15 protein-coding genes are annotated in these 25,773 nt (G+C 67.0%); 6 read left to right on the top strand and 9 right to left on the bottom strand.

The window, feature by feature from the left end; all coding sequences use genetic code 11:
- Window positions 1-178: 178 nt before the first annotated feature.
- Window positions 179-1,057, top strand: a complete 879-nt coding sequence (locus AC3RCJ_RS12745) for a serine hydrolase (RefSeq protein WP_492958640.1) — start codon at window positions 179-181, stop codon at window positions 1,055-1,057.
- Here AC3RCJ_RS12745 and AC3RCJ_RS12740 read toward each other — a convergent pair whose 3' ends face one another.
- Window positions 1,058-1,990 carry a DMT family transporter gene (locus AC3RCJ_RS12740; RefSeq protein WP_492958638.1) on the bottom strand — a complete coding sequence of 311 codons (933 nt, stop codon included), beginning with the start codon at window positions 1,988-1,990 and terminating at the stop codon, window positions 1,058-1,060. It abuts the gene before it with no gap.
- Between the two features lie 120 nt (window positions 1,991-2,110).
- Here AC3RCJ_RS12740 and AC3RCJ_RS12735 point away from each other — a divergent pair, with 120 nt between their 5' ends.
- Complete coding sequence (locus AC3RCJ_RS12735) at window positions 2,111-3,010, top strand: LysR family transcriptional regulator (RefSeq protein WP_492958636.1); 900 nt, start codon at window positions 2,111-2,113, stop codon at window positions 3,008-3,010.
- A gap of 8 nt (window positions 3,011-3,018) precedes the next feature.
- Here AC3RCJ_RS12735 and AC3RCJ_RS12730 read toward each other — a convergent pair whose 3' ends face one another.
- The 6 genes from AC3RCJ_RS12730 to AC3RCJ_RS12705 form a co-directional block, all read right to left on the bottom strand.
- Window positions 3,019-4,956, bottom strand: coding sequence for a methyl-accepting chemotaxis protein (locus AC3RCJ_RS12730; RefSeq protein ID WP_492958634.1), 1,938 nt, complete (start codon window positions 4,954-4,956; stop codon window positions 3,019-3,021).
- A gap of 193 nt (window positions 4,957-5,149) precedes the next feature.
- Complete coding sequence (gene recD, locus AC3RCJ_RS12725; RefSeq protein WP_492958632.1) at window positions 5,150-7,120, bottom strand: exodeoxyribonuclease V subunit alpha; 1,971 nt, start codon at window positions 7,118-7,120, stop codon at window positions 5,150-5,152.
- Window positions 7,117-10,785, bottom strand: coding sequence for an exodeoxyribonuclease V subunit beta (gene recB / locus AC3RCJ_RS12720; RefSeq protein WP_492958630.1), 3,669 nt, complete (start codon window positions 10,783-10,785; stop codon window positions 7,117-7,119). Before recB ends, recD begins: the two co-directional genes overlap by 4 nt.
- Window positions 10,782-14,198, bottom strand: a complete 3,417-nt coding sequence (gene recC / locus AC3RCJ_RS12715) for an exodeoxyribonuclease V subunit gamma (RefSeq protein WP_492958628.1) — start codon at window positions 14,196-14,198, stop codon at window positions 10,782-10,784. Before recC ends, recB begins: the two co-directional genes overlap by 4 nt.
- 75 nt (window positions 14,199-14,273) lie before the next feature.
- Window positions 14,274-17,300: a CHASE domain-containing protein gene (locus AC3RCJ_RS12710; protein WP_492958626.1), complete on the bottom strand. Its 3,027-nt coding sequence runs from the start codon at window positions 17,298-17,300 to the stop codon at window positions 14,274-14,276.
- 139 nt (window positions 17,301-17,439) lie between these two features.
- The gene (locus AC3RCJ_RS12705) at window positions 17,440-18,330 is read right to left on the bottom strand and encodes a LysR family transcriptional regulator (RefSeq protein WP_492958902.1); all 891 of its coding nucleotides are present in this window, start codon (window positions 18,328-18,330) and stop codon (window positions 17,440-17,442) included.
- Between the two features lie 108 nt (window positions 18,331-18,438).
- On the opposite strand from AC3RCJ_RS12705, the gene AC3RCJ_RS12700 reads away from it, so the two are divergent.
- Entirely contained in the window at window positions 18,439-19,428 is a 990-nt protein-coding gene (locus AC3RCJ_RS12700; protein ID WP_492958624.1) for a cyclase family protein, read from the top strand.
- Here AC3RCJ_RS12700 and cobA read toward each other — a convergent pair.
- Entirely contained in the window at window positions 19,425-20,198 is a 774-nt protein-coding gene (gene cobA / locus AC3RCJ_RS12695) for a uroporphyrinogen-III C-methyltransferase (protein WP_492958622.1), read from the bottom strand. The genes AC3RCJ_RS12700 and cobA overlap by 4 nt on opposite strands.
- A gap of 14 nt (window positions 20,199-20,212) precedes the next feature.
- Window positions 20,213-21,391 (bottom strand): CmpA/NrtA family ABC transporter substrate-binding protein, encoded by a 1,179-nt coding sequence (locus AC3RCJ_RS12690; protein WP_492958620.1) that lies wholly within the window; start codon window positions 21,389-21,391, stop codon window positions 20,213-20,215.
- 244 nt (window positions 21,392-21,635) lie between these two features.
- Between AC3RCJ_RS12690 and AC3RCJ_RS12685 the strand changes: the two genes are divergently transcribed.
- From AC3RCJ_RS12685 to AC3RCJ_RS12675, 3 genes are all read left to right on the top strand, one after another.
- Complete coding sequence (locus AC3RCJ_RS12685; RefSeq protein WP_492958618.1) at window positions 21,636-22,154, top strand: sigma-70 family RNA polymerase sigma factor; 519 nt, start codon at window positions 21,636-21,638, stop codon at window positions 22,152-22,154.
- Window positions 22,151-23,155 (top strand): FecR domain-containing protein, encoded by a 1,005-nt coding sequence (locus AC3RCJ_RS12680; RefSeq protein ID WP_492958616.1) that lies wholly within the window; start codon window positions 22,151-22,153, stop codon window positions 23,153-23,155. The genes AC3RCJ_RS12685 and AC3RCJ_RS12680 overlap by 4 nt, the downstream gene beginning before the upstream one ends.
- A gap of 94 nt (window positions 23,156-23,249) precedes the next feature.
- Window positions 23,250-25,772 (top strand): TonB-dependent siderophore receptor, encoded by a 2,523-nt coding sequence (locus AC3RCJ_RS12675; protein ID WP_492958614.1) that lies wholly within the window; start codon window positions 23,250-23,252, stop codon window positions 25,770-25,772.
- Window position 25,773 lies beyond the last annotated feature (1 nt).

The raw sequence follows: 25,773 nt of genomic DNA, 5'->3' as shown, positions 1-25,773 counted from the left end.
CCGCAAAGCGGCCTGTGGCGCCCGCGCGGCGTAGACATCGCAACATTTTTAATGGTATTGTCTACACTTGGCAAATATTGCCTCCGAGATACACGTCGCGTTCCCCCGCGACCTGCTCCCGGATTTGCGCGCAGCGCCCACGGTGGCGCCCCAACACTGTTTTCCCAGACACGATCCCATGCTCAAAAAAATATTCGCTGCGGTGCTGATGACGCTTTCGACAGCGGCCATCGCCGTGCCCTTCGGTTCCCAGTCCATCCTGGTGGTCGAAGACGGCACGGGCAAAGTCTTGCTTGAAAAAAATTCCAACGTGGTGGTGCCCATCGCCTCGCTGACCAAACTGATGACGGCCATGGTCGTGCTCGACTCCAAGGCGAACATGCAGGAAGAGATCAGCATCGACCGCGAAGACGTCGACACCTTGAAGCACAGCACCTCGCGCGTGCCCGTGGGCGCCACCCTGAGCCGCCATGACGTGCTGCAACTGGCGCTGATGTCGTCCGACAACCGCGCCGCCGCCTCGCTGGCACGCACCTTTCCCGGCGGCCCGACGGCCTTCGCCGTGGCCGTCAACGCCAAGATCAAGGCGCTGGGCATGCGCCAGACCGTGATCGAGGAGCCGACAGGCCTGTCACCGAACAACCAGTCGACGGCGGCGGACCTCGTCAAGATGGCCGTGGCCGCCTCGCGCTACCCGGAAATCAGCCGCATCACCACCGATTCGAAGGACGTGATCCAGATCAAGGGGCGCGACGTGGAATACCACAACACGAACCGCCTGGTGGGCGCCAAGGGCTGGGACATCGGCCTGTCGAAGACGGGCTACACGAATGAAGCGGGGCGCTGCCTGATCATGCGCATCAAGTCGGCCGGCAAGTTCGCCACCATGATCCTGCTCAACGCGCGCGCCAATTCCGTGCGCGCCATGGACGCCGTCAACATCCGCCGCATGCTGGCGGCCGAGAACGGCATCGAAGAACCGAAGGTGACGCGCGCTTCCGTCAGCCGGCACAAGAAGGCGCCGGCGAAACCGTCCAAGCGCCGCCGCGCAAAATAATTACTTCGCTTGCCGGTTGGTCATCACCACGCCGGCAATCGTCACCGCGCCGCCCACCAGCATCGAGGCCAGCACGGGCTCGCCCAGCAATCCCGCCGCCAGCACGATGCCGAACACGGGCACGAGGTTGTTGAAGACGGCCGTGCGCGACGGTCCCAGCGCCTTGACGCCCTCGTAATACCAGACAAAGCCGATCACCGTGCCGAACACGCCCAGGTAGCCGATGGCGGCCCACACCTGCCAGCCGTAGCTGCGCCACGGCACGCTCGGGAACTCCACGGCCGCGCCCACCAGCAAAAAGGCCAGGCCCCACATCGACGCATACGTGGTGGCGGCAATCGGCGACAGGCCCTTCAGCGCCACCCGGCCGATCAGGGTGTAGGCGGCCCAGCTGGAAATGCCGCAGAACATGAAGATTTCACCGGCGCCGATGCCGCCGCCCGTGCCATGCAGCACGCCGGCCAGATCGCCGCGCGTGATGACGATGGACGTGCCGCAAAACGCCAGCACGATGCCCAGCCATTTGAACGATCCGAGCCGCTCGCGGAACAGGAAGGCCGAAGCGAGCGCCGTGACGATGGGGTTCAGGGCCACGAACAGGGCCGTGCGCCCGGCCGGCATGCGCGACAGCGCCGCCAGGAAGCACAGGTTGTACAAAAAGATGCCCGTCAGGCCCAGCGCGGCCGTCGTCATCCACTGCCTGCGGTCCAGGCGCGGCAAGCCCCCTTCCAGTTTCCACGCCAGCACGACGAGCAGCAGCACGGCCACGCCGAAGCGCCCGCTGGCGGCCGTCATGGGCGGCATCTGCTGCGCCAGCACCCTGCCGGCGATAAAAGTGCCGCCCCAGAACAGGGCGACGCAGATCAGTTTCAGATAGACGAGCGGCGATTGCACGGCAGGCAAGGCGGCGGAGGGCAAGGCGGTAGTGCGCATGGAAAGTCCTATGATGTCGCTCGTGCGGCGGACGCTGCACCTGCGGTATACTCATATACTAATACTAATATCAACTCATGAAATAATGAGCAAATACTCATAACACAGGAAAGCCACGGCATGACCTTCACGCAACTGGAAATCTTTACGCTGGTGGCCGAACTGCACGGCTTTTCCGCCGCCGCCGCGCAGCTGGGCATCAGCCAGTCGGCCGTCTCGCATGCCTTGAAAGCGCTGGAGAAGGAGATGGGGGTGGACCTGATCGTGCGCCACCAGGCGTCGGCCGAGCTGACGGACGTGGGCCGCCAGCTGCTGGTGCGCGCGCGCGAAATCCTCGGCCTGTCCGAAGCCATGCGCCAGGAAGCGGCCGACGTGCTGGGCCAGCGCCAGGGCAGCCTGCGCATCGGCTCCTTCGGCCCCACCTCGTCCTTGAACCTGCTGCCGGCCATCACGGCGCAGTTCCGCCTGCGCTATCCGGGCATCGCCCTGCGCATCGACGAAGGCGCCGACCATGAAGTGCTGCAATGGATACGCGAGCGCCGCGTCGACGTGGGCTTCGTCGTGCTGCCCGACGAGCGCTACGATACGGTGCCGCTGGTGGAAGACCAGATGATGGCGCTGCTGCCGCGCAGCCACGCGCTGGCGAACGCGGCTGCCATCACGCTGGCGCAGCTGTGCGATGCGCCGTTCATCATGTCCGAGGCGGGCTGCGCCTGCCTGATCGAACCGCTGTTCGCCAACGCGGGGCTGCAGCCGCACGTGCCCTACCGTATCAGCCAGGTCATCACCATCCTCGACATGGTCAGCCGCGGCGACGGCGTCTCCATCGTGGCCGAACTGGCGCTGCCGCAGCGGCTCCAGGAACAATACCCGGGCCTGGTGGCCCTGCCCCTGGATCCGCCCGTCAGCCGCAAGGTGGGCCTGGCCGTGCGCGACCGGCGCCAGAACACGCCGGCCACCAGCGCCTTCCTGGAAGTGGCCCGGCAGCTGGCGCCGGCATTGGCGCCACGCCGCGCTTGAGGCCCCGCTTAAAAGGTTTCCCACTCCTCGTTCGATTCCGGCTTGCGCTGCGCTGCGGCCCTGGCGGCCGGCGCCTGCGCGATGCGCGCCGGGGCGGGCGGCCGCGCCACCGGCCTGGCCGCCTGCGGCGCCACGGCCGGCGCCTGTCCCGCATCGAGCTTGAACACGCCCACCACCTGCGCCAGGGTGCTGGCCTGGTCCTGCAGGCTTTCCGCCGCGGCGGCCGCCTCTTCCACCAGGGCCGCGTTCTGCTGCGTCACCTGGTCCATCTGCGCGATCGCCTGGTTCACCTGTTCGATGCCCGAGCTCTGCTCCACGCTGGCCGAGGTGATCTCGCCCATGATGTCGGTCACGCGGCGCACGCTGTCGACGATTTCCTGCATCGTCGCCCCCGCCTCGTCGACCAGGCGCGCACCCGCGTCGACCTTGTCCACCGAATCGTCGATCAGCAGCTTGATTTCCTTGGCCGCACCGGCCGAGCGCTGGGCCAGGCTGCGCACTTCCGTCGCCACCACGGCAAAGCCGCGTCCCTGCTCGCCGGCGCGCGCCGCTTCCACGGCCGCGTTCAAGGCCAGGATGTTGGTCTGGAAGGCGATGCCGTCGATGACGCTGATGATGTCGACGATCTTCTTCGACGAGTCATTGATCGAGGCCATGGTGTCGACCACTTGCGACACCACGGTGCCGCCCTTGCTGGCCACGCTCGATGCCGACAGCGCCAGCTGGTTGGCCTGGCGCGCATTGTCGGCGTTCTGCTTGACGGTGGAAGTCAGCTCTTCCATCGAGGCGGCCGTCTCTTCCAGCGAGCTGGCCTGTTCTTCCGTGCGCGAGGACAGGTCCTGGTTGCCGGCGGCGATTTCCGACGACGACACCTTCACCGATTCGCTGGCCGTGCGGATCTTCACCAGCACGGCGGCGATCTTGTCGATGAAGCGGTTGAAGGCGCCGGCGATCTGCGCCAGTTCGTCCACGCCGGAAGCGTCGAGGCGGCGCGTCAGGTCGCCCTCGCCCGAGGCGATGTCGTCGAGCGCGTCGCGCACCAGTTCCAGGCGCTTGAGCATGCCAAAGACCAGCAGCGACAGCAGCGCGGCGGCGGCGCCGGCCAGCAGCAGGGCCGTGACGGTGGCCGTGGTCAGCATCGTCTGCAGGGCCTGCATGGCTTCCTGCTGGTCCAGTACCACGGCCAGCAGCCAGTCGGTGCCCGCCACGCGCGTCACATACAGCTTGCCGTCGCGCTCATTGAGGCGCACGGCATCGCTTGTATGCGTGCTTTCCAGCCGGTTGACCTGCGCGGCCGACAGCGCCGCATCGATTTTCGCCACCGGCTGCAGGCTCAGGTCCTTGTCCGCATGGGCGATGATGGTGCCGCTCTGGTCGACGAGGAAGGCAAAGCTGTGCGGCGTCGGCTTGATCGCCACCACGTTGGCGATCACCGTATCGAGCAGCACGTCCGCGCCCGCCACGCCCAGCAGCGCCTCTTTCGGCCCGACGGGCGCCGTGAACGACACCACCAGCTTGTGGCTGGCCGCGTCCACGTACGGCGGCGTGAGCATGGGCACGCCCGCCTTGACGGTGTCCGTGTACCAGGCGCGCGCCGTGGGGTCGAAGTCGGCCGGTCGGCCCGGATGGGTAAATACGGAACGCTTGTCCGCGTAGCCGATGAACACTTCGGCAAAATCGCCGGCCTTTTCCGCGATCTGGAAGGCGCGCAGCGGATCGGGCGTTTCAGCCGACAGCAGCACGGATGCCATGACCTTTTTCTTGCCATCGACCCATTGGGCCAGCACGGCGGACTGGCTTTGCAGCAGCTGCTGCATCTGCTGGTCGGCCGACGCCAGCATGCTGTTGCGCGTGGTGAGGTAATTGGCGACCGACAAGGCCAGCATGGACAGCACGACAATGGAGACGCAAATCAGCACCAGACGCGTGCGCAACGATGAAAACATGGTGTACTCCTCGGTTTTGATTCTTATGGTTTGAAACAGCGTTCTTGCCCCGGGCCTTATGCCTGAACAATTTTACATAAAAAACGGAATAATATTACTCAATATCCGGAATAAACCACGTCTATTACATTAAAGCAACACCATCATCCATCCAGCCAGCCGTCGGCCGCGCCAGCGGGCCAGGCCGCCTGCCTCAGCCTATCAGTTCCCGCAGCCCGCTGGCGCGCTGCGTGCGGCGCAGGATCGCGTCGTACAGCACGGCCTGCGTGGGCGACACCAGGGTAAAAAAGTCGCGCGCGCGCGTGATGCCGGTGTAGACCAGTTCGCGCGCCAGCATGGCGCCGCCTTCCTGCGGCAGCACCAGCACCGTATGCCGGAATTCCGAGCCCTGCGACTTGTGCACGGTCATGGCAAACGCCGTCTCGACGTGGCGCAAACGCGTGGCCAGCACGCTGCGCACGTTTTCGCCCTCCAGGAAGTATACGCGCAGGGAGCCGGGCCGCGCCGGGTCGCGCAGGGTCACGCCGATGTCGCCATTGAACACACCGGTGCCATAGTCATTGCGCGTGACCATCACGGGACGGCCCACATACCACTCGCTGCGGCGCAGCAAGCCTTCCTTTTCCAGCCGCAGTTCGATGGCCGCGTTCAGGCCCGCCACGCCCCACTCGCCTTCGCGCACGGCGCACAGGATGCGGAACGATTCAAAGCTGTGCAGCACGGCGCGCACCCAGTCATCATGCCGCGCATGGCCTTCTTCGCCGGCATGGACCAGCGCCAGGTAAGGCTGGTAGCCGCCGGGCGCGTCCACCCGCCCGCGCAAGGCCAGGCGCAGCACGTCCTCGGGCTGCGCCGGCACCATCCACGCCACCTGGCCGCCGCTGTCACGCGACAGGCATTCCTGGGCCAGGCGCGGCTGGCCCGCATTCACGGCCAGCGCCAGCTCGCCGATCGGGCCGCTGAAGCGGTGGCTGTGGCGCAGCATCACCGTCTGCTGCGCCAGCGCGCCGGCAGTCCCGCCAAACTGCGCGGGGATGGCCACGCCGCTGGCCGCCTGCGCATACGCGATGGTGTCCCCCGCGTAGCCGCCCGCCTGCGCGTCGTGGCACAAGTCGCCCAGCACGGCACCCGCCTCCACGGACGCCAATTGGTCCTTGTCGCCCAGCAGGATCAATATCGCCTTGGAAGGCAAGGCGTCGAGCACCGAGGCCATCATCTCCAGGTGCACCATCGACGCTTCATCGACGATCAGCACGTTGACGTCGAGCGGATTGCCCGCATGGTGGGCAAAGGCGCGCGTGTCGGGCCGCGCGCCCAGCAAACTGTGCAGGGTGCGCGCCGCGCCCATGCGCCGCGCCAGTTCCAGCAGCGGCAAGGCTTCCCCGACCTTTTCCGCCAGGCCGCTCAAGGCCTTGTCGATCGACTGTTTCAAGCGCGCGGCCGCCTTGCCGGTCGGCGCGGCCAGCGCGATGCGCAGCTGCTCCGGCTGCGGCGAGACGGCAAACAGCAGGGTCAACAGGCTCGCCACCGTGTACGTCTTGCCCGTCCCCGGGCCGCCCGTGATGATGGCCACCTTGCCGCGCAGGGCGACGGCGCAGGCCACTTTTTGCCAGTCCGGGCCGCCGTCCTGCGTCGGCTGGTCGAACAGGATGTCGAGCCACTGCCGCACCTGCGCCAGCGGCGGCGTGGACAGCGTCACGGCGCGCGCGGCGATTTTCCCGCCCACCAGGGTTTCATCGCGCCAGTAGCGGCGCAGGTACAGGCGCGCGCCATCGAGCACCAGCGGCTGCTGCGCGTCGGGCGCCCCCACCCGCCACACCTGCGGCGCGCCGGCCAGCACGGCATGCCAGCCCTCGAGCGAGGCCGGCAACGGCCCGGAAACAGCCAGCACGGCATGCCACAGCTCCTCGCTCCAGCCCAGCAGCTGCGACGGCTCGTCCGCCAGCGCGTCCAGCACCAGGCAGCTGTGGCCGCGCCCTTCCAGCTCGGACAGCACCACGCTGGCCACGCCCACGGCCAGCGCATCGGCTGCCTGCGGCGCCAGGCTGGCGATGAAACGGGCAAAGGCGGCGCTCAGGCGGCGCAGATGGCCCGCCGCAGCGACGCCGTCGACATGGGTAAACAGGGCGTCCAGGGACGCTTCGTCGTGTGCCGCATGCTTCATGCTATTTCCACTTCTTCTGACAACAGTTGATCGAGGCCGTCCAGCAGTTCCAGCTGCGGCGCCAGCCAGTAGCAGCCATGCGTGTCCGCATTCGCGATGCCGCGCAGGAACAGGAAGATGGCGCCGCCCAGGTGTACGGCCGGGTCGTACGCTGCGCCCAGCCGGCTTTTCAGCAGGCGGTGCAGCGCCAGCATGTAGATGGCGCCCTGGATGTCGTAGCGGTGCTGTGCCATGCCGGCCGCCAGCGCTTGCGTGTGGTAGGCAGCGTCATTGGCGCCCAGCGCGTTCGACTTGTAGTCGAGCACCCAGTAGCGGCCATCCCTTTCGATGACCAGGTCGGCAAAGCCCTTGAGCATGCCGTGCAGCTGGCGCCGCGGCAGCACGGGACGCGGCGCGCCGCCCAGCAGCAAGCGCGTGCACAGCTGATCGAGCCTCTCGGTCGACAGGTGTTCGCTGGGGAACCAGAACTCCATCTCGGACAGGGTGCTGTCCAGTTCGGACAGCGAAGCGTCGAGCAGCGGCAGCGGCGTGACGGCCACCTCCGTCAGCCAGGCAATGGCGTCTTCCTGGCGGTGGCCCCAGCCTGCCCGCTCGCAGCGCGCGGCCAGGCGCGCGGCGAAATTGGCGTCGTTGACGCTGTCAAAACCTTCGCTGCCCATCCATTCGAGCTGCTCGTGCAGGAAGTTGCCGGGCACGGAGCCGCGCGGGAAGCGGTGCCATGGCGCCTCGCCCGTCTGCGCCGGCACCAGCGCCGCGCCGCCCGTGCCGTCTTCCAGCAGGGTTTCTTCCAGCGCCCGCTGCGGCACGTGCACGGCGGCCACGGCGCCGATCTGGCGCGTCAGCGAGGTAAAGCTGCCCACCGACCAGTCGCGCTCGAAACGGCCCGTGAACTGGGGCGCGGGCAGCAGCTCCGGGCGCGTCTCCACCCGGTCGAGCACCGTGCAGGCACCGGGCTGCGCCAGGGAGCCCACGTAGATGGCGTCGCAGCTGCCCGCCACCTGCTGCCAGCGCGGCAGCAACTGCTCGAACGGCAGCTTGTCGCCGCCCGTCAGCAGGTAGCCGAGCGCCGACTCGTGCAGGGTATTTTCGCCGGCCTTGCGCGCCGCCAGCGCGGCCACCCCCAGCCACAGGAAATGACGCGCGCGCGTCAGCGCCACGTACAGCAGGCGCAGGTCTTCCTCGATGCGCGCCTCTTCCACAAACGCCATGGCCTCGTCGGACAGCGACAGGTCGAGGCGGCGTTCGTCTTTTTCATCGGTATAGTCGAAGAAGCTGCGGTTGCGCTTGTCCACCTTGCGCGCCGTGACGGCGAACGGCAGGTACACGAGCGGGTATTCGAGCCCCTTCGATTTGTGCACGGTGATGACTTTCACCAGCTCCGCATCGCTTTCCAGGCGCAGCACGCGCTCGTCGCCGTTTTCGCCCTCGCCGGCGATCTGCTCGGCCAGCCAGCGTATCAGCGCCTGCTCGCCGTCGAGCTGGCGGCTGGCCGATTGCAGCAGCTCGGCCAGGTGCAGCAGGTTCGTCAGGCGCCGCTCGCCGCCCGTCTGCTGCAGCAGCATGGCCGGCAGCTGCAGCTCGTGGATGAAGCGGCGCAGCATGGCCAGCACGCCCTGGCGCTGCCAGATCAAATGCAGGGCCTTCAATTGCTCGACCCGGCGCTCCCATTCCAGTTCGTCGCTGGACAGGCGCGCCAGCTCGCCCAGCGACAGGGCGATGGTGCGCGTGGCAAACGCGGCCCGCGCCAGCCCCCCGTCGAGCGGGTTGGCCAGCGCCGCCAGCCAGCGCAGCACGTCGGCCGCTTCCTCGCTGTCGATGACGGAATCCTTGTCGGACAAATACACGCTGGCGACCCGGCGGCGCGCCAGCGCGCGGCGGATGGCCGCCGCCTCCTTGCGATCGCGCACGAGGATGGCGATATCGGCCGGCTGCAGGCGCGTGAAACCGTCGGGGCCAGTAAAGCCGGCTTGCGCATCACCGAGCATGGCGACGATGTGCTCGGCGCAGTGCTGGGCAAAGTATTCGCGGTAGCTGTCGCCGCGCAAGCCTTCATCGCTGGCGCAGGCGGCCAGCAGCGCCGGCAGCGGCCCGCCGGCGTTCACCAGGTATTCGTCACGCCCCTTGGCGTCGACGGCCTCGAAGGGCAGCGGATTGTCGCCGCCTTTGCGGTAGCGGAAGGCGCCAGCCGGCACCTCGGCGCGCTCGGCATGCAGGAACAGCTGGTTGACGGCCGCCACCAGCGGCGCCGTCGAGCGGTAGTTGGTGCCCAGCTGGTAGTGGCGGCCGTCAGTGGCGCGCCGCGCCGCCAGGTAGCTCTGGATATCGGCGCCGCGAAAGCCGTAGATCGACTGTTTCGGGTCGCCGATCAGGAACAGGCCCAGGGCCGGGTCGTTGTCGGCGATGCGGTACAGCACATTGAAGATCTGGTACTGCGCCGGCGCCGTGTCCTGGAATTCATCGACCATGGCCAGCGGGTACTGGTCGATGATGCGCTGGCGCAGGGCCGCGCCGTTTTCACCGGCCAGGGCGTCGTGCAGGCGCTGCAGCATGTCGGCAAAGCCGAACTGGCGCGACTGGCGCTTCAGCTGATCCATGCGCCGCGCGATGGCCGCCGCCGCGTGCAGGTGCAGCTGGTGCGACAGCGGCGTGAGGGCCGCCAGGGCCAGCCCCAGCGCCTCCGTGTGTTCAAAGCACTCGGGCACCGGCGCCGTGAAACTCTTGGCAAACGCATCCTCGATGCCGAACGGCGTCAACCGCTCCCAGGCCTTGGCCGTGATGGCCGGCAGCAGCAGCAAGGGGTCTTGCGCCCAGCGGCGCAAGCCGTCGAACCACTTCGCCAGGTTCTCCGGTTTCATCTTGACGCCGTTAAAACACTTGGGATTGGCGGCGCGGTGATCGTTGATCCACATCGCCATCTGGTCGGCGCGCTCGACCCAGCCCGCCTTCAGGGTGGCCAGCTGCGCGGCCAGCGCCCGCTGCTCGCGCCCGATCAGCGTGGACAGCGGCTCGTCGTCGGCCATGCGCATGATCCCGGCGCGGCGCGCCAGCTCGCGCGCGCCCTTCTTCAATGCCTCCACGTCGGGCCAGCAATCGAGCAGCACGTCGAGCGCCTGCGGCGACAGCGGATACACCTGCTGGCGCCAGTAATCGTGGGCCGCATCCTCGAACAGCGCCTGCTCGTCGCTGACCAGTTCCTCGTCGAACAGGCTGCCGCTGTCGAACGCGTGCTCGCGCAGCATGCGCTGGCACCAGGCGTCGATGGTGAAGATGGCCGCTTCATCCATCGTCTCGGCGGCCAGCATCAGCCGGTGCGCGGCCTTTTGCCGTTCGCCCTCGTCCGGATAGGATTCGAGCAAGGCGTCGAGAAACGGGTCGCCGCCGCCGGATTCGTGACGAAAATAGGCGGCCGCCTCGATCAGGCGCTCGCGCACGCGGTTCGACAATTCGCGCGTGGCGGCGCGTGTAAACGTCATCACCAGGATATCGGCCGGCAGCAGCGGGCGGGCAAAAGCCGTGCCTTCGCCGCCGTGGCCCACGCCGTGACCCAGCACGAGGCGCACGTACAGCGCGGCGATGGTCCAGGTCTTGCCGGTGCCGGCGGATGCCTCGATCAGGCGCGAGCCGTGCAGCGGGAATTCCAGGGGGTTGAGCAGGTGGCTGGTCATGGTTCTTCTCCGGCGCCGTCATCGGGCGCGCTGATCGGGTCGATCGTGATGTGTTGTTGCAGCCAGTCGGCCAGCGGGCCATACAGCTCGCGCGTACAGTCTTCCCATGCTTCCTCCGCAGCCAGGGCGGAAAACTCGGGCCACAGGCGCGCCAGGCACAGTTCATCGCGCTCGCCGGACATGTCGAAGCCGCCGTCATACACGGCGCGCGGGTCGCCCTGCTGCACCAGCGCCAGCCCCGTCTTGCAGGCCGTCGGCAGCGGGTGGTTCATGCCTTCGCGCCACAGCGCCAGCAAGGTGGCCAGGGCGTCGCGCGAACTGGCCGGATCGAGCGGCGCCATGCTGACGATGGCGTCGCGCGCCACCAGGTAGCCGGTGACGGGGAAACCGAGGGCGGCGGCGGCCAGCTGGCGCAGCCACATCAGCATCAGCTTGTCGCCGCGCGCCTGGCCGCCCTTGTCCGTCACCTTCGAGGAAATCTGCATCAGCCAGGCCGTTTCCTGCCCATTGCTGCACAACCTGTCGAGCCAGTCGTCGATCTGCACCTCTCCGAACGCCAGGCTGATGGCGCGCTTGTCGGCTGCCAGCGGGAACGAGGCGCGCAAGGACAGCCAGGCGCTGCGCACGGGCACCAGCGCCTCGACCAGCTGCGCCTGCACTTGCTGGCCGATCAGGCCGATCGGCAGCACGCCTTCGCGCGCCAGCCGCTGCGCGCGCGACGCCAGGCTGGCGCGCACGTCGTCGATGTCCTCCACGACGCCGCCGTCATCGAGCATGGTGTCTTCCAGCAGGTAGCGCTCGAGCGCATTCAGGCCGAACGGTTCCTCATCCTCGCCCAGCATGGCGGCGTCGGCGAAGTGCACGCTGAGGCGGCGGCGGAAGAAGTACTTGACGGGCTGGCGCAGGAAGCTGGCCAGTTCGTTCAATTTCAGGCGCGTGCCGGCATCGAGCTCGTATGGCCCCAGCGGCAGCGCCTCGGCCTGCTGCGCATCCGCGTGGGCCACGCGCCATTCGCCCGCATAGGTGAGCAGGCCGCCCGTCTCGAAGTAGCGGCGGCTGAACGGCTGCAGCGCGTGTTCGGTGGTCAGCGACGCCAGGTGACGGTCCAGCGACCAGCCGGCCGCCAGGTAGTCGCGCAGCTGCGACACCAGCACGGACGGCGGCTGTTCGGAATTGTCGCGCACATTGCGCCCCACCCAGCTCACGTACAGCTTGTCGCGCGCGGCCAGCAAGGCTTCGAGCATCAGGTAGCGGTCGTCGTCGCGGCGCGAGCGGTCGCCCGGGCGCGCCATGCCCGGCAGCGCCAGCAGGTCGAAATCGGCCTTCTGCGCGCGGCGCGGGAAGTCGCCGTCGTTCATGCCCAGCAGGCAGACGACGCGGAACGGCACGGCGCGCATCGGCATCAGCGTGCAGAAGGTCACGCCGCCCGAGACGAACTGGTGGTTCAGCGTCGGCTCGTCCAGCGCGCCCAGCCACGCCACGCGCAGCACGGACAAGGGCACCGCTTCGACAAAGCCCGCATGCCCGCAGGTTTCCAGCCAGCCCTGCAAGGCGCCTTCGAGCTGCGCCAGGGTCAGGCGGTCGCCCTCGTCGTCGGCATCAAAGAAGGCGGCCAGCAACGCGCGCGCCTGTTCGCCCCATTCGGCGGGCGTGAGCGCGCCGGCCAGCACGGTGCGCCAGTGCAGCAGCGCCTCGACCAGCTGCGCCAGCGAGCCCGCCAGCGCCGCATCGAGGCCGCCCACTTCCGCATACGGCTCGATGCCGCCAAAGCTGGCGCCATCGCCGCTGGCATAGCCAAGCAGCATGCGCCGCACGCCGAAGATCCACGCATTCTGTTCCCCGGCCGCGCCCAGGCCCAGGCCGGCGCGGTGCGCCTGGTCCAGGCCCCAGCGCACGCCGGCCCCTTCGATCCACGCGCCCAGGGTGGCCAGGTCGTCCGGCTGCAGGCCAAAGCGGGTGGCCAGCGCGGGCACGTCGAGCAGGTCGCGCACCTCGCTCTGGCGGCAGCGCTGCTGCGGCAGCCGCAGCAGCCACTCGAGCGCGACCAGCAGCGGATTGACGCTGCGGTCCTTCACGTCGCCGATCTCGAACGGAATGAAACGCGGGTCCGCGCGCCGGTGCTGGCCGAACACGGCGTGGATGGCGGCCGTGAAGGTGTCGATGTCGGGCACCATCACCACCACGTCGCGCGGGCGCAAGCCCGTCTCGGCGCTGTGCGCAAACATGGCCAGCAGCTGGTCGTGCAGTACTTCCACTTCGCGCTGCACGCTGTGCGCCACGTGGAATTCGATCGAGCGGTCGGCCGCATCGGGCGGCGTTTGCTCGTGTTCGGCCAGCGGCCGCAGTTCGCGGATGGCCACCTGCACCTGCTGCAGCAGGGTCTCGCCCGTTTCCTCGCCAAACAGGTCGATGCGCAGGCTGTCGTCGCGCCCTTCGGCGTGCGCGTGTTCGTCGAATTCGTCGAGCATGCGGATGAAATCGCGCCCTTGCCGCCCCCAGCTGGCCAGCAGCGGGTGGCTGTGCGCATGCAGTTCTTCCAGCGGAATGTGCGCCAGGTCGGTGCCGTTGCGCTGGCGCTGGCGCTTGTTTTGCGCGCGCAGCAGGTCGCGCCCGTCGATGATGTCGCCCCAGTAGAACTGGCATGGATTCGGCACGGCCAGCACCACCTGCGTGTGGCGCGCCAGCGCGGCGAGCGCCTGCAAGGTCTGGTACGGCAAGGCCGATACGCCAAACAGCACCACCCTGCGCGGCAGCTTGCCAAGCGGCGCATCGCCGGCGGCGATCGCCGCCAAAAAGGCGTCGTGGATGTCGGCGCGGCCCGTGTCGCGCTCGAACGGTTCCACGTCGGCAGCCACGGCGCGCCACAACTGCGCCTGCCAGCGCTGGTCGTCCTTCAAGACGATGGACTCGCCGCGCGCCGTGCGCAACTGGTCGCGCCCGGCCGCCCAGTCGGCCAGCCAGTCGGCGCGGTAGACCTGGTACTGGTCGAACAAGTCGGCCAGGCGTTCGGCCAGCTGCAGCCGGCGTTCGCAATCGCCATCGGCGAGGAAATAGCGCAGCGGCGCAAAGACGGGGTCGGCCAGCAAGGACGGCAGCAAGCGCATCAAACGCCAGGTCAGCGGCGATTTATCGAACGGCGACACGCGCGGCACGCGCTCGCGCCCCAGCATGCCACGGTAGCTTTCCCACAGCAGGCGCGCCGGCAGCGCAATGCGCGTGGCGGCGCATACGCCCATCTCTTCGGCCAGGGCGATCTTCAGCCATTCGGCCACGCCGTTCGACTGCACCAGGAAGATGTCGGTCTCCAGCGGCGCCAGCGGATGGCTGCGCAGCCACTGGAAGACGGCGGCGCGCAGCTGTTCCAGCTGGTTGCCATGCAGGATGAGTAGGCCGGGCGTGACGGTAGTGTGCATGCGGTTCCGTTGGGTTGCCGCGCACCCGCCAGGACGGCCGGGCGCGCCAAACCCGTATTATCGCCGTTCCCTGCGTCAGGACGCGTCGCTGGTGGAAAATTCCAGTGAAATTTGTTCCGCCACCTGCGCCAGGGCCGGTTCCATCGCCGCCAGCAGCACGCGCGCCTGCTGCAGGTCGCCGCCGCGGCGCAAGCCCTCGATCGACAGGCACAGCGAGGCAAATGCATGCGCGCCCACGGCCAGCGCCGACGACTTGCTGCGGTGGCCCAGGTCCGCCAGGCGCCCCAGGTCTTCCAGCGCCAGCGCCTGCTCCATCTCGCCGATGCCGTCGTGCGCCGTGTCGAGGAACAGCTGCGCATACTTGCGCATCTTGACACTATCGTTGCTGAAGGTGAGCGCCAGGGTGGCCAGGTCGAGGATGGCCGTATCGCGCGACTCCGGCGACGCGCGCTGGGCCGCGCCGTGCGGCGCGCGCGGCTGGCCTGCCGGCGCTGCGTGACCGATGCCGCCCCGCAGGCGGAACCACTTCGCCAGCAGGCGGAACAGCAAATTGGGCGCGATCGGCTTGGTCACGAATTCATCCATGCCGGCTTCCAGGCAGCGGGCGCGGTCTTCGCTGCCCGCGTTGGCCGTCATGGCGATCACCAGCAGGCCGGCAAGCTGCGGATCGGCGCGGATGCGGCGCGTCGCCTCGAAGCCGTCCATCTCGGGCATCTGCACATCCATCAGCACGCAATCGTAGCGTTGCCTTGCCAGCAAATCGAGCGCTTCGCGGCCATTGCTGGCGATGCAGACGGTGGCGCCCGCGTCTTCCAGCAGTTCGCAGCCCACCTGCTGGCTGAAGACGTTGTCTTCCACCAGCAGGATGGAAGCGCCGCGTATCACGCCCAGCACTTCCGGCTCCAGGTCGGCGATGCGGTCTTCCAGCGCCTCCACGCTTTTTTCCAGGCGCGCCGTAAACCAGAAGGTGCTGCCCTGCCCCGGCTGGCTGTACACGCCCACCTTGCCGCCCATTAGCTCAGCGAGCTGCTTGCTGATCACCAGCCCCAGTCCGCTGCCGCCGTACTTGCGCGTGGTCGACGGGTCGGCCTGGTGGAAGGAGCGGAACAGCTGTCCCAGTTCTTCCTGGCTCATGCCGATGCCGCGGTCCTGGACTTCGAAGCGCAGCATGGTGTGGCCGGCGCGCTCCTCGGAGCGGCGCACGCGCACGAAGATGCTGTCGTGGTCGGAAAACTTGATGGCATTGCTGGTCAGGTTCAGCAGCACCTGTTCCAGCCGCAGCGGATCGCCGCGCCAGCGCTGCGGCAGGTCGGCCGCGATATCGAACTGCAGGGTCAAGCCCTTGACGGCGGCCGCCTCGCCCAGCTGGCTGGCGATATTCGCCAGCAGGGTATCGAGCCTGAAATCGAGCACTTCCAGTTCCAGCTTGCCCGCTTCGATCTTGGAAAAATCGAGGATGTCGTTGATCAGGCCCAGCAGGTGCTGGCCCGAATGGAAAATCTTTTGCAGGTAATCGCGCTGGCGTGCATCGGCCACCGATTTCAGGGCCAGGTGGGCCATGCCGATGATGCTGTTCATCGGCGTGCGGATCTCGTGGCTCATGTTCGACAGGAAGTCGCTCTTGGCCTGGCTGGCGGCGTCGGCCTGCTCCTTCAGGCGATGCAGTTCCGTCACATCGGTGGACAGGCCGATCAGCCCCGTGACGGGGCCGGGCAATCCCAGCGGCACCTTCACGCTCCACAGGTGATGCACCTGGCCCTGCGCATCGACGAAACGCTCCTCGCCGACGAACTTGGCGCCGCTGGCGAACACCTGGCGCTCCGTGCGCTGCACGGCCTCCGCCGCGCCACCGACCATCAGTTCGCCGTCGTGGCGGCCGATCACCTGCTCCGCCGGCCGCCCCAGGATGCTCGCGGCACGGGCGTTCACGTAGCGATAACGCAAGTCGTCATCCTTCATGTAGACGTAGGCATCGACGCTGTCGAGCACCGTATCGAGCAGCGCGCGCTGCACGATGGCGTTGCGGCGCGAGCGGTACAGGGTAAAGATGTAGCCATAGATCAGCAAGGTGCCGGCCATGCCCACGGCCAGCGCCAGCCACGGGAAATAACGGTCGAAGCCGCTGTACAGCTCCGTCTTGCGCACGCGGAAATGCGCCTTCCACAAGCCGCCCTGGTACGCCACGGGCAGCACCCGGTCGAAATACGCGGCGTCGCCGCCCGGCCGTGGCGGCGCCGCCGCCAGGTCCTCGTCGTCGTTGAACAACAGGCGGTCTTGCGGCGTGATGGTCAGCGCGCCATCGGCCGGCAGCGGCGCGGCGGCGCTGTACAGGATCAGGTGCAGCGGCTCGAGCGTGCTGCGTTCGAGCGCGCTGTGCACCAGCTGCGTCACGCCGAAGCCGATGCCCACGGAACCCTGGTAGGCGGCGCGGCGTTCGGCCACGCTGCCCTGCGGCATGCCATTGCGGTAGACGGGCAGGCGCATGCCCAGTCCCGCGTGCGCGGGTGGCCCCTTGATCATGATGACCTGGCCCGAGGCACTGATTTCGCCGCTGTCGCGCGCCTGGCCCAGGGCCTGCGTCACCAGCGGATTGGCGCCGATATCGACGCCCATGCGCTCGGCCAGCAGGGAATCGGGTTCCAGGTAGGTCAGCACCGTGTATTCGGGCCGCTCGCCTGCCGGACGTATGGTGAAATCGGGATAGCCGCGCGGCGCCAGGCTGGTATCGAGACGCACGCCGTCGATATATGCCGCGCGCTGCGCCTGCGTGAGCGCCACCGCATAGTTGACCGACTCGATGGCGGGAAACTGGCGCGCGATATCGAGGCCGGCCACGTAATCATGGAACTGCCTGCGCGAGAGCCGGTCGCTGGTGCGGAACAGGGCTTCGAGGCCACGCAGCAGGTCGGAATAGCTTTTGACGCGCGTCGCCAGGCTATGCTGGGCGCCGTGCGTCAGGTTGTCGAAACGCTGCTGCGCATCGTCAAGCACGGTGCGCGCGGCACCCGCGTACAGGGCGCCGCCGACGGCCAGCGCCAGCAGCGAGCCGCCCGTCCAGATCCTGAAGCCTGATGCCGTCCCGCCCTTGCTCAAAGTGTGCATTGTCAATCGCTTATTCCGGTTCCTCGAATGTGGGGCACAGACCCGCACAGCAGGTACGAGGATACTATCAAAGCCCCTGCACGACGCATTTAGCCGAGAAAAAAAGCGCGCACGATGGTTGCCGTGGAAAGCACCGCGGCTATCCCGCCTGCAGCGCCTCGCCCAGGAAGTCGCAGAAGGCGCGCACCTTCTGCTGCACATGGCGGCCATCGGGCATCAGGGCATACACGCCGCGCCTGGCCATGGCGTGCGAAGGCAGCACGCGCACCAGGGCGCCGCTGGCCAACAGCGGCGCGGCGATGAACGACGGCAGCGCGCCCACGCCCACGCCGGCGACCAGCATGTCGGCCAGCAGCAGGCTGCTGTCGGCGGAAAAACGCACGGGCAGCACGATGCTGTGCGCGCCTTCGGGACCCTCGAGCTGCCAGGAGCCGGGACTGTCGGCCAGGCGGTAGGCCAGGCAGTCGTGGCCATGCAAATCCTGCGCCTGCATCGGCGTACCGTGCGACGCCAGGTAGGCCGGCGCCGCGCAGATCATCTGTTCGACTTCGCCCAGGCGGCGCGCCACCAGGGTCGAATCGGCCAGCGCGGCGCGGATGCGCAGCGACACGTCATAGCCCTCGCCCACCACGTCGCGCAGGCGGTCGTCCAGGGTCATCTCGATCTTGACGTCCGGATAACGGGCCATGAAGTCCGGCAGCAGCGGCGACAGCACCTTCAGGCCAAACGACAGCGGCGCATTCACGCGCAGCCGCCCCGCCACCTTGCCCGCGCAGCCGCGCGTGGCCAGTTCCAGCGCATCGATCTCGTCGAGCAGGCGGCAGCATTCAACATAATAGGCACGCCCGCCGTCGGACAGGCTCATGCGACGTGTCGTGCGCACCAGCAGCACCGTGCCCAGCCGCTCCTCCAGCTGGCGCAGCTGCTTGCTGATGGCCGCCGCCGACTGGTGCAGGTCCTGCGCGGCCTTGCTGAAGCTGTCGCGCTCGACCACCTTGCGAAACACGCGCATGTGCGCCAGGACATCCATCATTCTTTCCTTGCAGTTGAATATCTTATTATTTTATCGCAGATTATCATTGAATCTGAAAACAATATGATGACGGCTTCTTCATTCATGTCAAGCAAGGAGCACCCCATGTTCAAACCATCCGCCACCCTGACCGCCCTGCTGCTGGCCCTGCTGGCCGGCACAGCGCAGGCGGCCCCTGCCGCGCTGCCCGAAGTGGGCATCAGCCCCTGGGGGCCGAAGGACGAGATCGGCCGCCTGAACCTGATGACGCCGGCCTCGCGCGCCGCCATCCTGGCGCGCATCGACGGCGGCAAGAGCTACGACCTGGCCGTCGATTTCTATATCGGCATGCCCAGCTGGCAGGCGGCCGGCGACCCGCCCTACCAGATGTGGATGACGCACACGCCGAAGGGCAACGTGGTGGCTGACGCGATGCAGGTGGGCGAACAGATGAACCGCCACGTCAGTTACACGGGCTCGGCCGTGTCCATGTATGCGCACATGGGCACGCATATCGACGCGCTCAACCACTTTGGCCTGAACGGCAAGATCTGGAACGGCTTTACGGAAGAGCAACACCTGGGCGACCGGGGCTGGACCGTGACGGGCGCGGAAAAGCTGCCGCCCATCGTCGCGCGCGGCGTGCTGATCGACGTGGCCGTGGCCAAGGGACTCCAGCAGTTGCCCGACAATTACCGCGTCACGCGGCAGGATTTGCGCGCGGCGCTGGCGCAACAAAAAATCACGCTGGAACAGGGCGACGTGGTGCTGATACGCACGGGCCGCATGCAGGACTATGACAATGCGCAAGCCTATATGGCGCATCCACCCGGCCTGTCGCTGGACGCGGCGAAATTCCTCGTGGAAGACGGCGGCGCCATGGTGGTGGGCGCGGACAATCTCAGTTTCGAGGCGTTTCCCTCGGAAGTGGCGAACAATTACCTGCCCGTGCACACCTATCTGCTGGCGCAGCAGGGCGCGCCCATCCTGGAACTGGTGAACCTGGAAGCGCTGTCGCGCGACAAGGTGTACCAGTTCGCCTTCATCGGCGCCTCGCTGAAATTCCGCGGCGGCGACGCTGCGCCCATCCGCCCCGTGGCGCTGCCGATCCGCTAATGCCCGGCGGCGGCCAGCAAGCCCTGCGCGCCATGCTCATCCCAGGCATCGGCGCAGCGCACCACGTCGCCCACGACGATGATGCTGGGGCTGCCCAGGCCGCTGGACTGCAAATCGTCCGGCAAGCGCCGCAAGGTGCTCAGCAACTGGCGCTGCGCGGCCAGGCTGGCCGACTGCACCACGGCCACGGGCGTGCCGGGCGCCATGCCGCCGGCCAGCAAGCCGGCCTGGATGGCCGCCACCCTGGCCACGCCCATGTAGATGACGAGGGTGAGCTTGCTTTGCGCCAATGCCGCCCAGTTCGGTTCCGAAGCGCCGTCCTTGCCGTGGCCGGTGACGAAGATGGCGCCTTGGCTCCAGCCGCGGTGCGTCAGCGGCACGCCGATGCCGGACGGCGCGGCCAGGCCGCTGCTGATGCCCGGTATTACCTCGACGGCCACGCCGTGGCTGCGCAAATAGGCGCGCTCTTCGCCCCCGCGTCCGAACAGGTAGGGATCGCCTCCTTTCAGGCGCACCACGTGCAGGCCCGCGCGCGCCTCGGCCAGCATCAGCCGTTCGATGAAGGCTTGCGGCGTCGAGGCGCAGCCGCCCCGCTTGCCCACCTCGACCACGCGCGCGCCTTGCGCCGCATGCGCGAGGATGGCCGGGTTGACAAGGTCGTCGATCAGCACCACGTCGGCACTGGCGATGGCCTTCACGGCTTTTAATGTCAGCAGGTCCGGATCGCCGGGACCGGCGCCGACCAGGGTCACGCTTCCAAGTTGCGCCATGCTGGACTCTCCAATCAGAAAAAATGGCCGATGGCAAACGACGCCGCGTACGCTTCCGGCGCGCTGCCATCCCACACGACGCCGTCGCACAGGGTCGAGCTGCGCATGGGGGTTTTTGGTACGGGCGTGGCCGTCATCTCCGCCGCCTGGCGGTACAGGTCGATGCGGTTGACCTGCCCCGCCACGCCAAGGTAATCGGGTGCGTCGCGCAGCAAGCCCCAGCGCCGGTGCTGCGTCATGAACCACATGCCGTCCGACAGATACGGAAAGTTCACGGCGCCAGCGCCGTAAAACTTCAAGCCATGCGTATCGTTCCACGTCTTGCCCAGGCCGTCCTGGTAGTGGCCGAGGATGCGCGGCGCCAGCATTTCCTGCGGCGTATTCAAATAGGCGGGATCGGCCAGGGTGGCGGCTACTTCCAGCCGGTTGGCGTCGCTGGCGTCGATCCAGCGCCCCGCCTCGAGCACGGCGGCGATCAGGGCGCGGCAGGTGTTCGGATGCGCATGCGCAAAGGCCGCGCTGGTACCGAGCACCTTGCCCGGATGGTCGGGCCAGATGGCGCCGCTGGCGGTGGCCGTCACGCCCACGCCATCGACGATGGCCTTGTAGCCCCACGGCTCGCCCGCGCAAAAACCGTCCATCTGGCCCGCGCGCAAGGCCGCCACCATCTGCGACGGCGGTACCGTCAGCACGCGCGCGTCGCGCAGCGGATCGATGCCGTGCGCGGCCAGCCAGTATTGCAGCAGCATCGCATGGTTGCCGGTCGGGAAAGTATGTGCAAACGCAAAGGGCCTCGCCGCAGCCCGCACGTGCCGCGCCAAGCTGGGACCATCGTGGGCGCCTTCGCGCGCCAGCGCCGCCGACAGGGTCACGGCCTGGCCGCCGTGATTGAGATTCATCAAGACAGCCATGTCCTTCTGCTGCCCGCCGATGCCCATCTGCACGCCATACACGAGGCCGTACAACACATGGGCCGCGTCGAGTTCGCCGTTATGCAATTTATCGCGCACGCCGGCCCACGACATCTCGCGGCTCAGTTCGATCTTGATGCCGTATTTTTCGTCGAGGCCCAGCCTCGACGCCATCACCAGCGAGGCGCAGTCGGTCAGCGGCAGGTAGCCGATGCGTACCGTCTGTTTTTCCGGATGCATGCAGCGCATCACCTGGGCGCTTGCGCCCTTTCCCTCTGTCATACCCGCGTCCTTGCTTAACTTTGCGACATACCGCTGACCATTCCCTGCGCAAACCGCGCCCCTGTGCTTTAGCTTGCAAGAGCCGTGCCAGACGCGCGGGTTAAATATGCACCAAAAGCGTGCCGTGGCTGGCAGGAACGGATGAGCAAGCCACGGCCTCATTGCACAAAGCACCCTTCCTCGTTAAAATGAGAACAATTCCCATTTAGATTTAAGACCTTTCCGTTCACGACCGTCACGCCCCATGCCCGCCCCGCTCCCCCTTTCCACCCACCCTGTCGGCACGCTCTACCGCGCACACCTCGGCTGGCTGAAAGGCTGGCTGCGCACGCGCCTGGGCAATATGGGCGATGTCGCCGACCTGGCGCACGACACCTTCGTGCGCCTGCTGGTCGACCGCAATGCGGAAGCCATCCGCGAACCGCGCAGTTACCTGGCGACCATCGCCGGTAGAGTCGTGGTCGATCATTACCGCCGCCGTGCGCTGGAACAGGCTTACCTGGAAACCTTGGCGCAATGGCCGCAAGCACAGGAACTGTCGTGCGAGGCGCGCGCCATCGTGCTGGAAACACTGCACGAGATCGACGCGCTGCTCGACGGCCTGGGCGCGAAAGTCAAGCAAGTCTTCATCCTGTCGCAATTCGAGGGCCTCAGCTATGCCCGCATTGCGCAGGAGCTCGGTATCAGCCTGCGCAGCGTGAACAACTACATGGCGAAGGCCGTGCTGCAGGTATGCCTGCTGCAAGCGGCGCGCGAACCATGAGCGCGGGCGCCCTGTCCCGCATGGAATTGCGCGCACTGCGCGCGGCCTCCGCCTGGTATGCGCGCCTGTGCTCGGGCCACGTCACGCCGGAAGACCGGTTGCGCTGGCAGCACTGGCACAACGCACATCCCGCCCACGGCGCCGCCTGGCAACGCATCGAAGCGATGCAACGGCAACTGGGCAGCGTGCCCGGCGCCTTGGCCGCGCCAGCCTTGCAGGCTGCGGCGCAAACCGGGCTTGCGCAGGTATCGCGCCGCGGCGTGCTGCGCGGCACCCTGGCCGTGCTGGGTGCCAGCGGCCTCGCGTGGCATGGCTGGCGCCAGCCCGCCGCGCGGGAATGGCGGCTGGCCATGCTGGCCGACATATCCACGGCAACGGGCGAACAGCGGCGCCTGATCTTGCCCGACGGCTCGCGCCTCGTGCTCGATACGGATAGCGCCGTGGACCTGGCCTATGGCGAGGCGCAGCGCCGCCTGCTGCTGCGCAGGGGTGAAATTTACATCGGCACGGTCGCCGATCCCCACCTGGCCATCGGCTATGGCGCCCGGCCTTTCCTGGTAGATACGCCACATGGCCGCATCCGCGCGCTGGGTACGCGCTTCCTCGTGCGCAGCGATCATGCAGGCACGCTGGTCACCGTACTGGAAAAGGCCGTGGAAGTGCGCAGCGGACAGCAGCGCCCCATGCTGGTGCAAGCGGACCAGCAATTGCGCATCGGCGCCGACGGCGCCATGCAAGGCCCCGCGCCGGCCGCATTCGGCGCAGGCGCGTGGCAGGACGGCAGTCTATTGGTTGACAACATGCCGCTGTCTCGCTTGCTGGCTGAACTGGGACGCTATCGTCGGGGCGTGCTGCAATGCGATCCGCGCGTGGCCGACCTGCGCATATCGGGCAACTTCCCGCTGGCAGATAGCGACCGCGCCCTGCAAGTGCTGGCCAACGGCTTCCCGCTGCACATCGTGATGCACACGCGTTTCTGGGTACGCGTGCTGCCCGCCTGAAAAATATATTCCCAAAGCGTGCACTTTTTTTGCCGCTGATCCGACCTCCTTTCTGCAAGCGTCCTGAAAGACGCGTTAACCCTGAAGGAATTCCATGATCGCCGCACCAATTATCGCGCGCCGCACCGCCGTCGCACACGCTGTACGCACCGTCCTGCTGGCCATGCTGGCCACCGCGCCACTACTCACGCCAGCCGTCGCGTCTGCTGACGCCAGCAGCACCGCCCGCAACGTCGACATTCCCGCCGGGCCACTGGGCGCCACCATCAGCCGCTATGCCAGCGCGGCCGGTGTCGCCATCGCCTTCGATGCCTCGCAACTGTCAGGCCTGAGCTCGCCGGGCTTGCGCGGCAACTACACAGTCGACCAGGCTTATGCGCAATTGCTGCAAGGTAGCGGCTGGGAAGCGGAGCAACGCGGCGACGGCAATTATGTGTTGCGCAAGGCTGCGGCTGCGCCGCAGGCGACGGAAATCAGCATGCGTGAAATCCGCGTGACGGGCCGACGCGACGGCGAAACAGAAGGCACGGCTTCGTATACCACGCCGGTCATTACCATAGGCAAGACGGCCCAATCCTTGCGCGAACACCCGCAAACAGTCTCCGTGCTGACGCGCCAGCGCCTCGACGACCAGAATATCAGCGACTTGAGCAAGGCAGCCGAACAAGCCGTCGGCATCACCGTACAGGACAATACTTTCCTGATACAAAAGCTGTATGCACGTGGCTTTGAAATCAGTAGCTACCAGCTCGATGGGGGGGCACCCATGGATACGGGCTTTTCCGCCAGCATCGCGGCCGACCTGGCGGAATATGATCGTGTGGAAATCCTGCGCGGCGCGGCAGGTTTGCTGAACGGCACGGGCAATCCAGGTGGCGCAGTCAATCTCGTGCGCAAGATGCCTACTGCCGCGCCGCAGTTCAATGCCAGCGTATCGGCCGGCAGCTGGAACAATTACCGCAGCGACTTCGATGCTTCCGGCCCGCTGGCGTTCGACGGCAAGTTGCGAGGACGCGTCGTCGTCGCCTATGAAAACCGCAAATACTTCACGGCCATCCGCGCGACGGAAAAGCCGCTCATCTATGGTGTACTGGAAGCCGATATCGCACCCGGTGCCATGCTGGCCATCGGCGCTCGCGAACAGCGCACGCATGACAAGGGAACCTGGCCGGGCTTGCCCCGCTATAGTACGGGCGCCGAACTGCACTTGCCCCGCAACACGGGCGCCATGGCCGACTGGGCCGGCGTCGATTCCACCTCGAAAGAACTGTTTGCCAAGCTGACCTGGCGCCTGGCACAGCGCTGGACCCTGCGCGCGAATGCTGCGCTGATGCGCCAGGCCGGCGCAACGGACGACGGTTTCATCCAGGGCGCCATCGATCCGCAAACCTTGACGGGCGGCCGCTGGCAAAGCGGCCACACGCAATACCATAACAAGCAACAACTGCTCGATATCAACGTCAGCGGCGCCTTCGACTGGTTCGGCCGTACGCATGAAGTATTGGCCGGCATCGATGGCCAGAAAGTCAGCAGTAGCTGGGTGGCCAGCTATCCGCTGGATGGTAACGGCGCGCCGGGAGATTTATTCCACCCAGGCAACACCCCCTTTCCCAAACCGGTGTATGGTCCCGTTGAACGCGACTACGATCCCTGGGGCCAGACCCAGTATGGCGCCTACGCCACCTTACGCCTGGACGTGGCCGAAGGCAGCAAGCTGATCGTAGGCGCGCGGGTCAACCGCTACCGCTACCGCCAGCACTATCGCGAACTCGATACGGATACGGGCGTCTGGGACACGTCAGGCTTGACGCAATACGCGGAACCGACCAAGATCACCCCCTTCATCGGCTTCGTGCACGATATCAATCACGAGTGGTCGGCCTATGCCAGCCACGCGCAAATATTCAAGCCACAAGCCGACTTCAAGGCTGGCCCCGCGCCGGGCACGGGATTGCGCCCCATGCGCGGCGCAAATAGCGAACTGGGCCTGAAAGGAGAACTGTTGGGCGGCAAGCTCAATACGGCACTGGCCCTGTACCGCATCGTGCAGGATGGCCGGGCCGTCAACGATCCCCGCTATGAAGAACAGTCCGCCCTATTTTCCAGCAATTGCTGCTACCTGGCTTCCGGCAAGGTCGTCAGCCAGGGCATGGAAATGGAAGTCAACGGTGAAGTGGCCGCTGGCGTGCAATTGTCCGGCGGCTATACCTACAACCACAACAGCAATGAAACGGACAAGGCCGTTTTCAGCACGATCACGCCCAAGCATGCGCTCAAGCTGTGGGGCAGCTGGCAATTGCCGGGGGCGGCTTCCGCCTGGAAACTCGGTGCCGGTGCAACCATGCAGAGCAAGCAATACGCGCAAGGCACGGCTGCCAGCTGGAATGTGGCCACAGGCAAGTTCAACGGTCCTGCTGTGCCATTCAACTATACACAGGCAAGCTATGCCGTCTGGAATGCCATGGCGCAATACCGCATCGACCGCCACTGGAGCGCCAGCGTCAATATCAACAATGTCTTCGACAAGACCTATTACCGCACCATGGGCCGCTCCAGTAATGGCAATTTCTATGGAGAACCACGCAGCGCGGCGCTGATCTTGCGTGCCAGCTACTGAC

This window comes from Janthinobacterium sp. GW822-FHT07H11 (genome assembly GCF_058798615.1).
The sequence above is the reverse complement of the archived record's forward strand: the minus strand, read 5'-3'. Positions and strand labels throughout refer to the sequence as shown.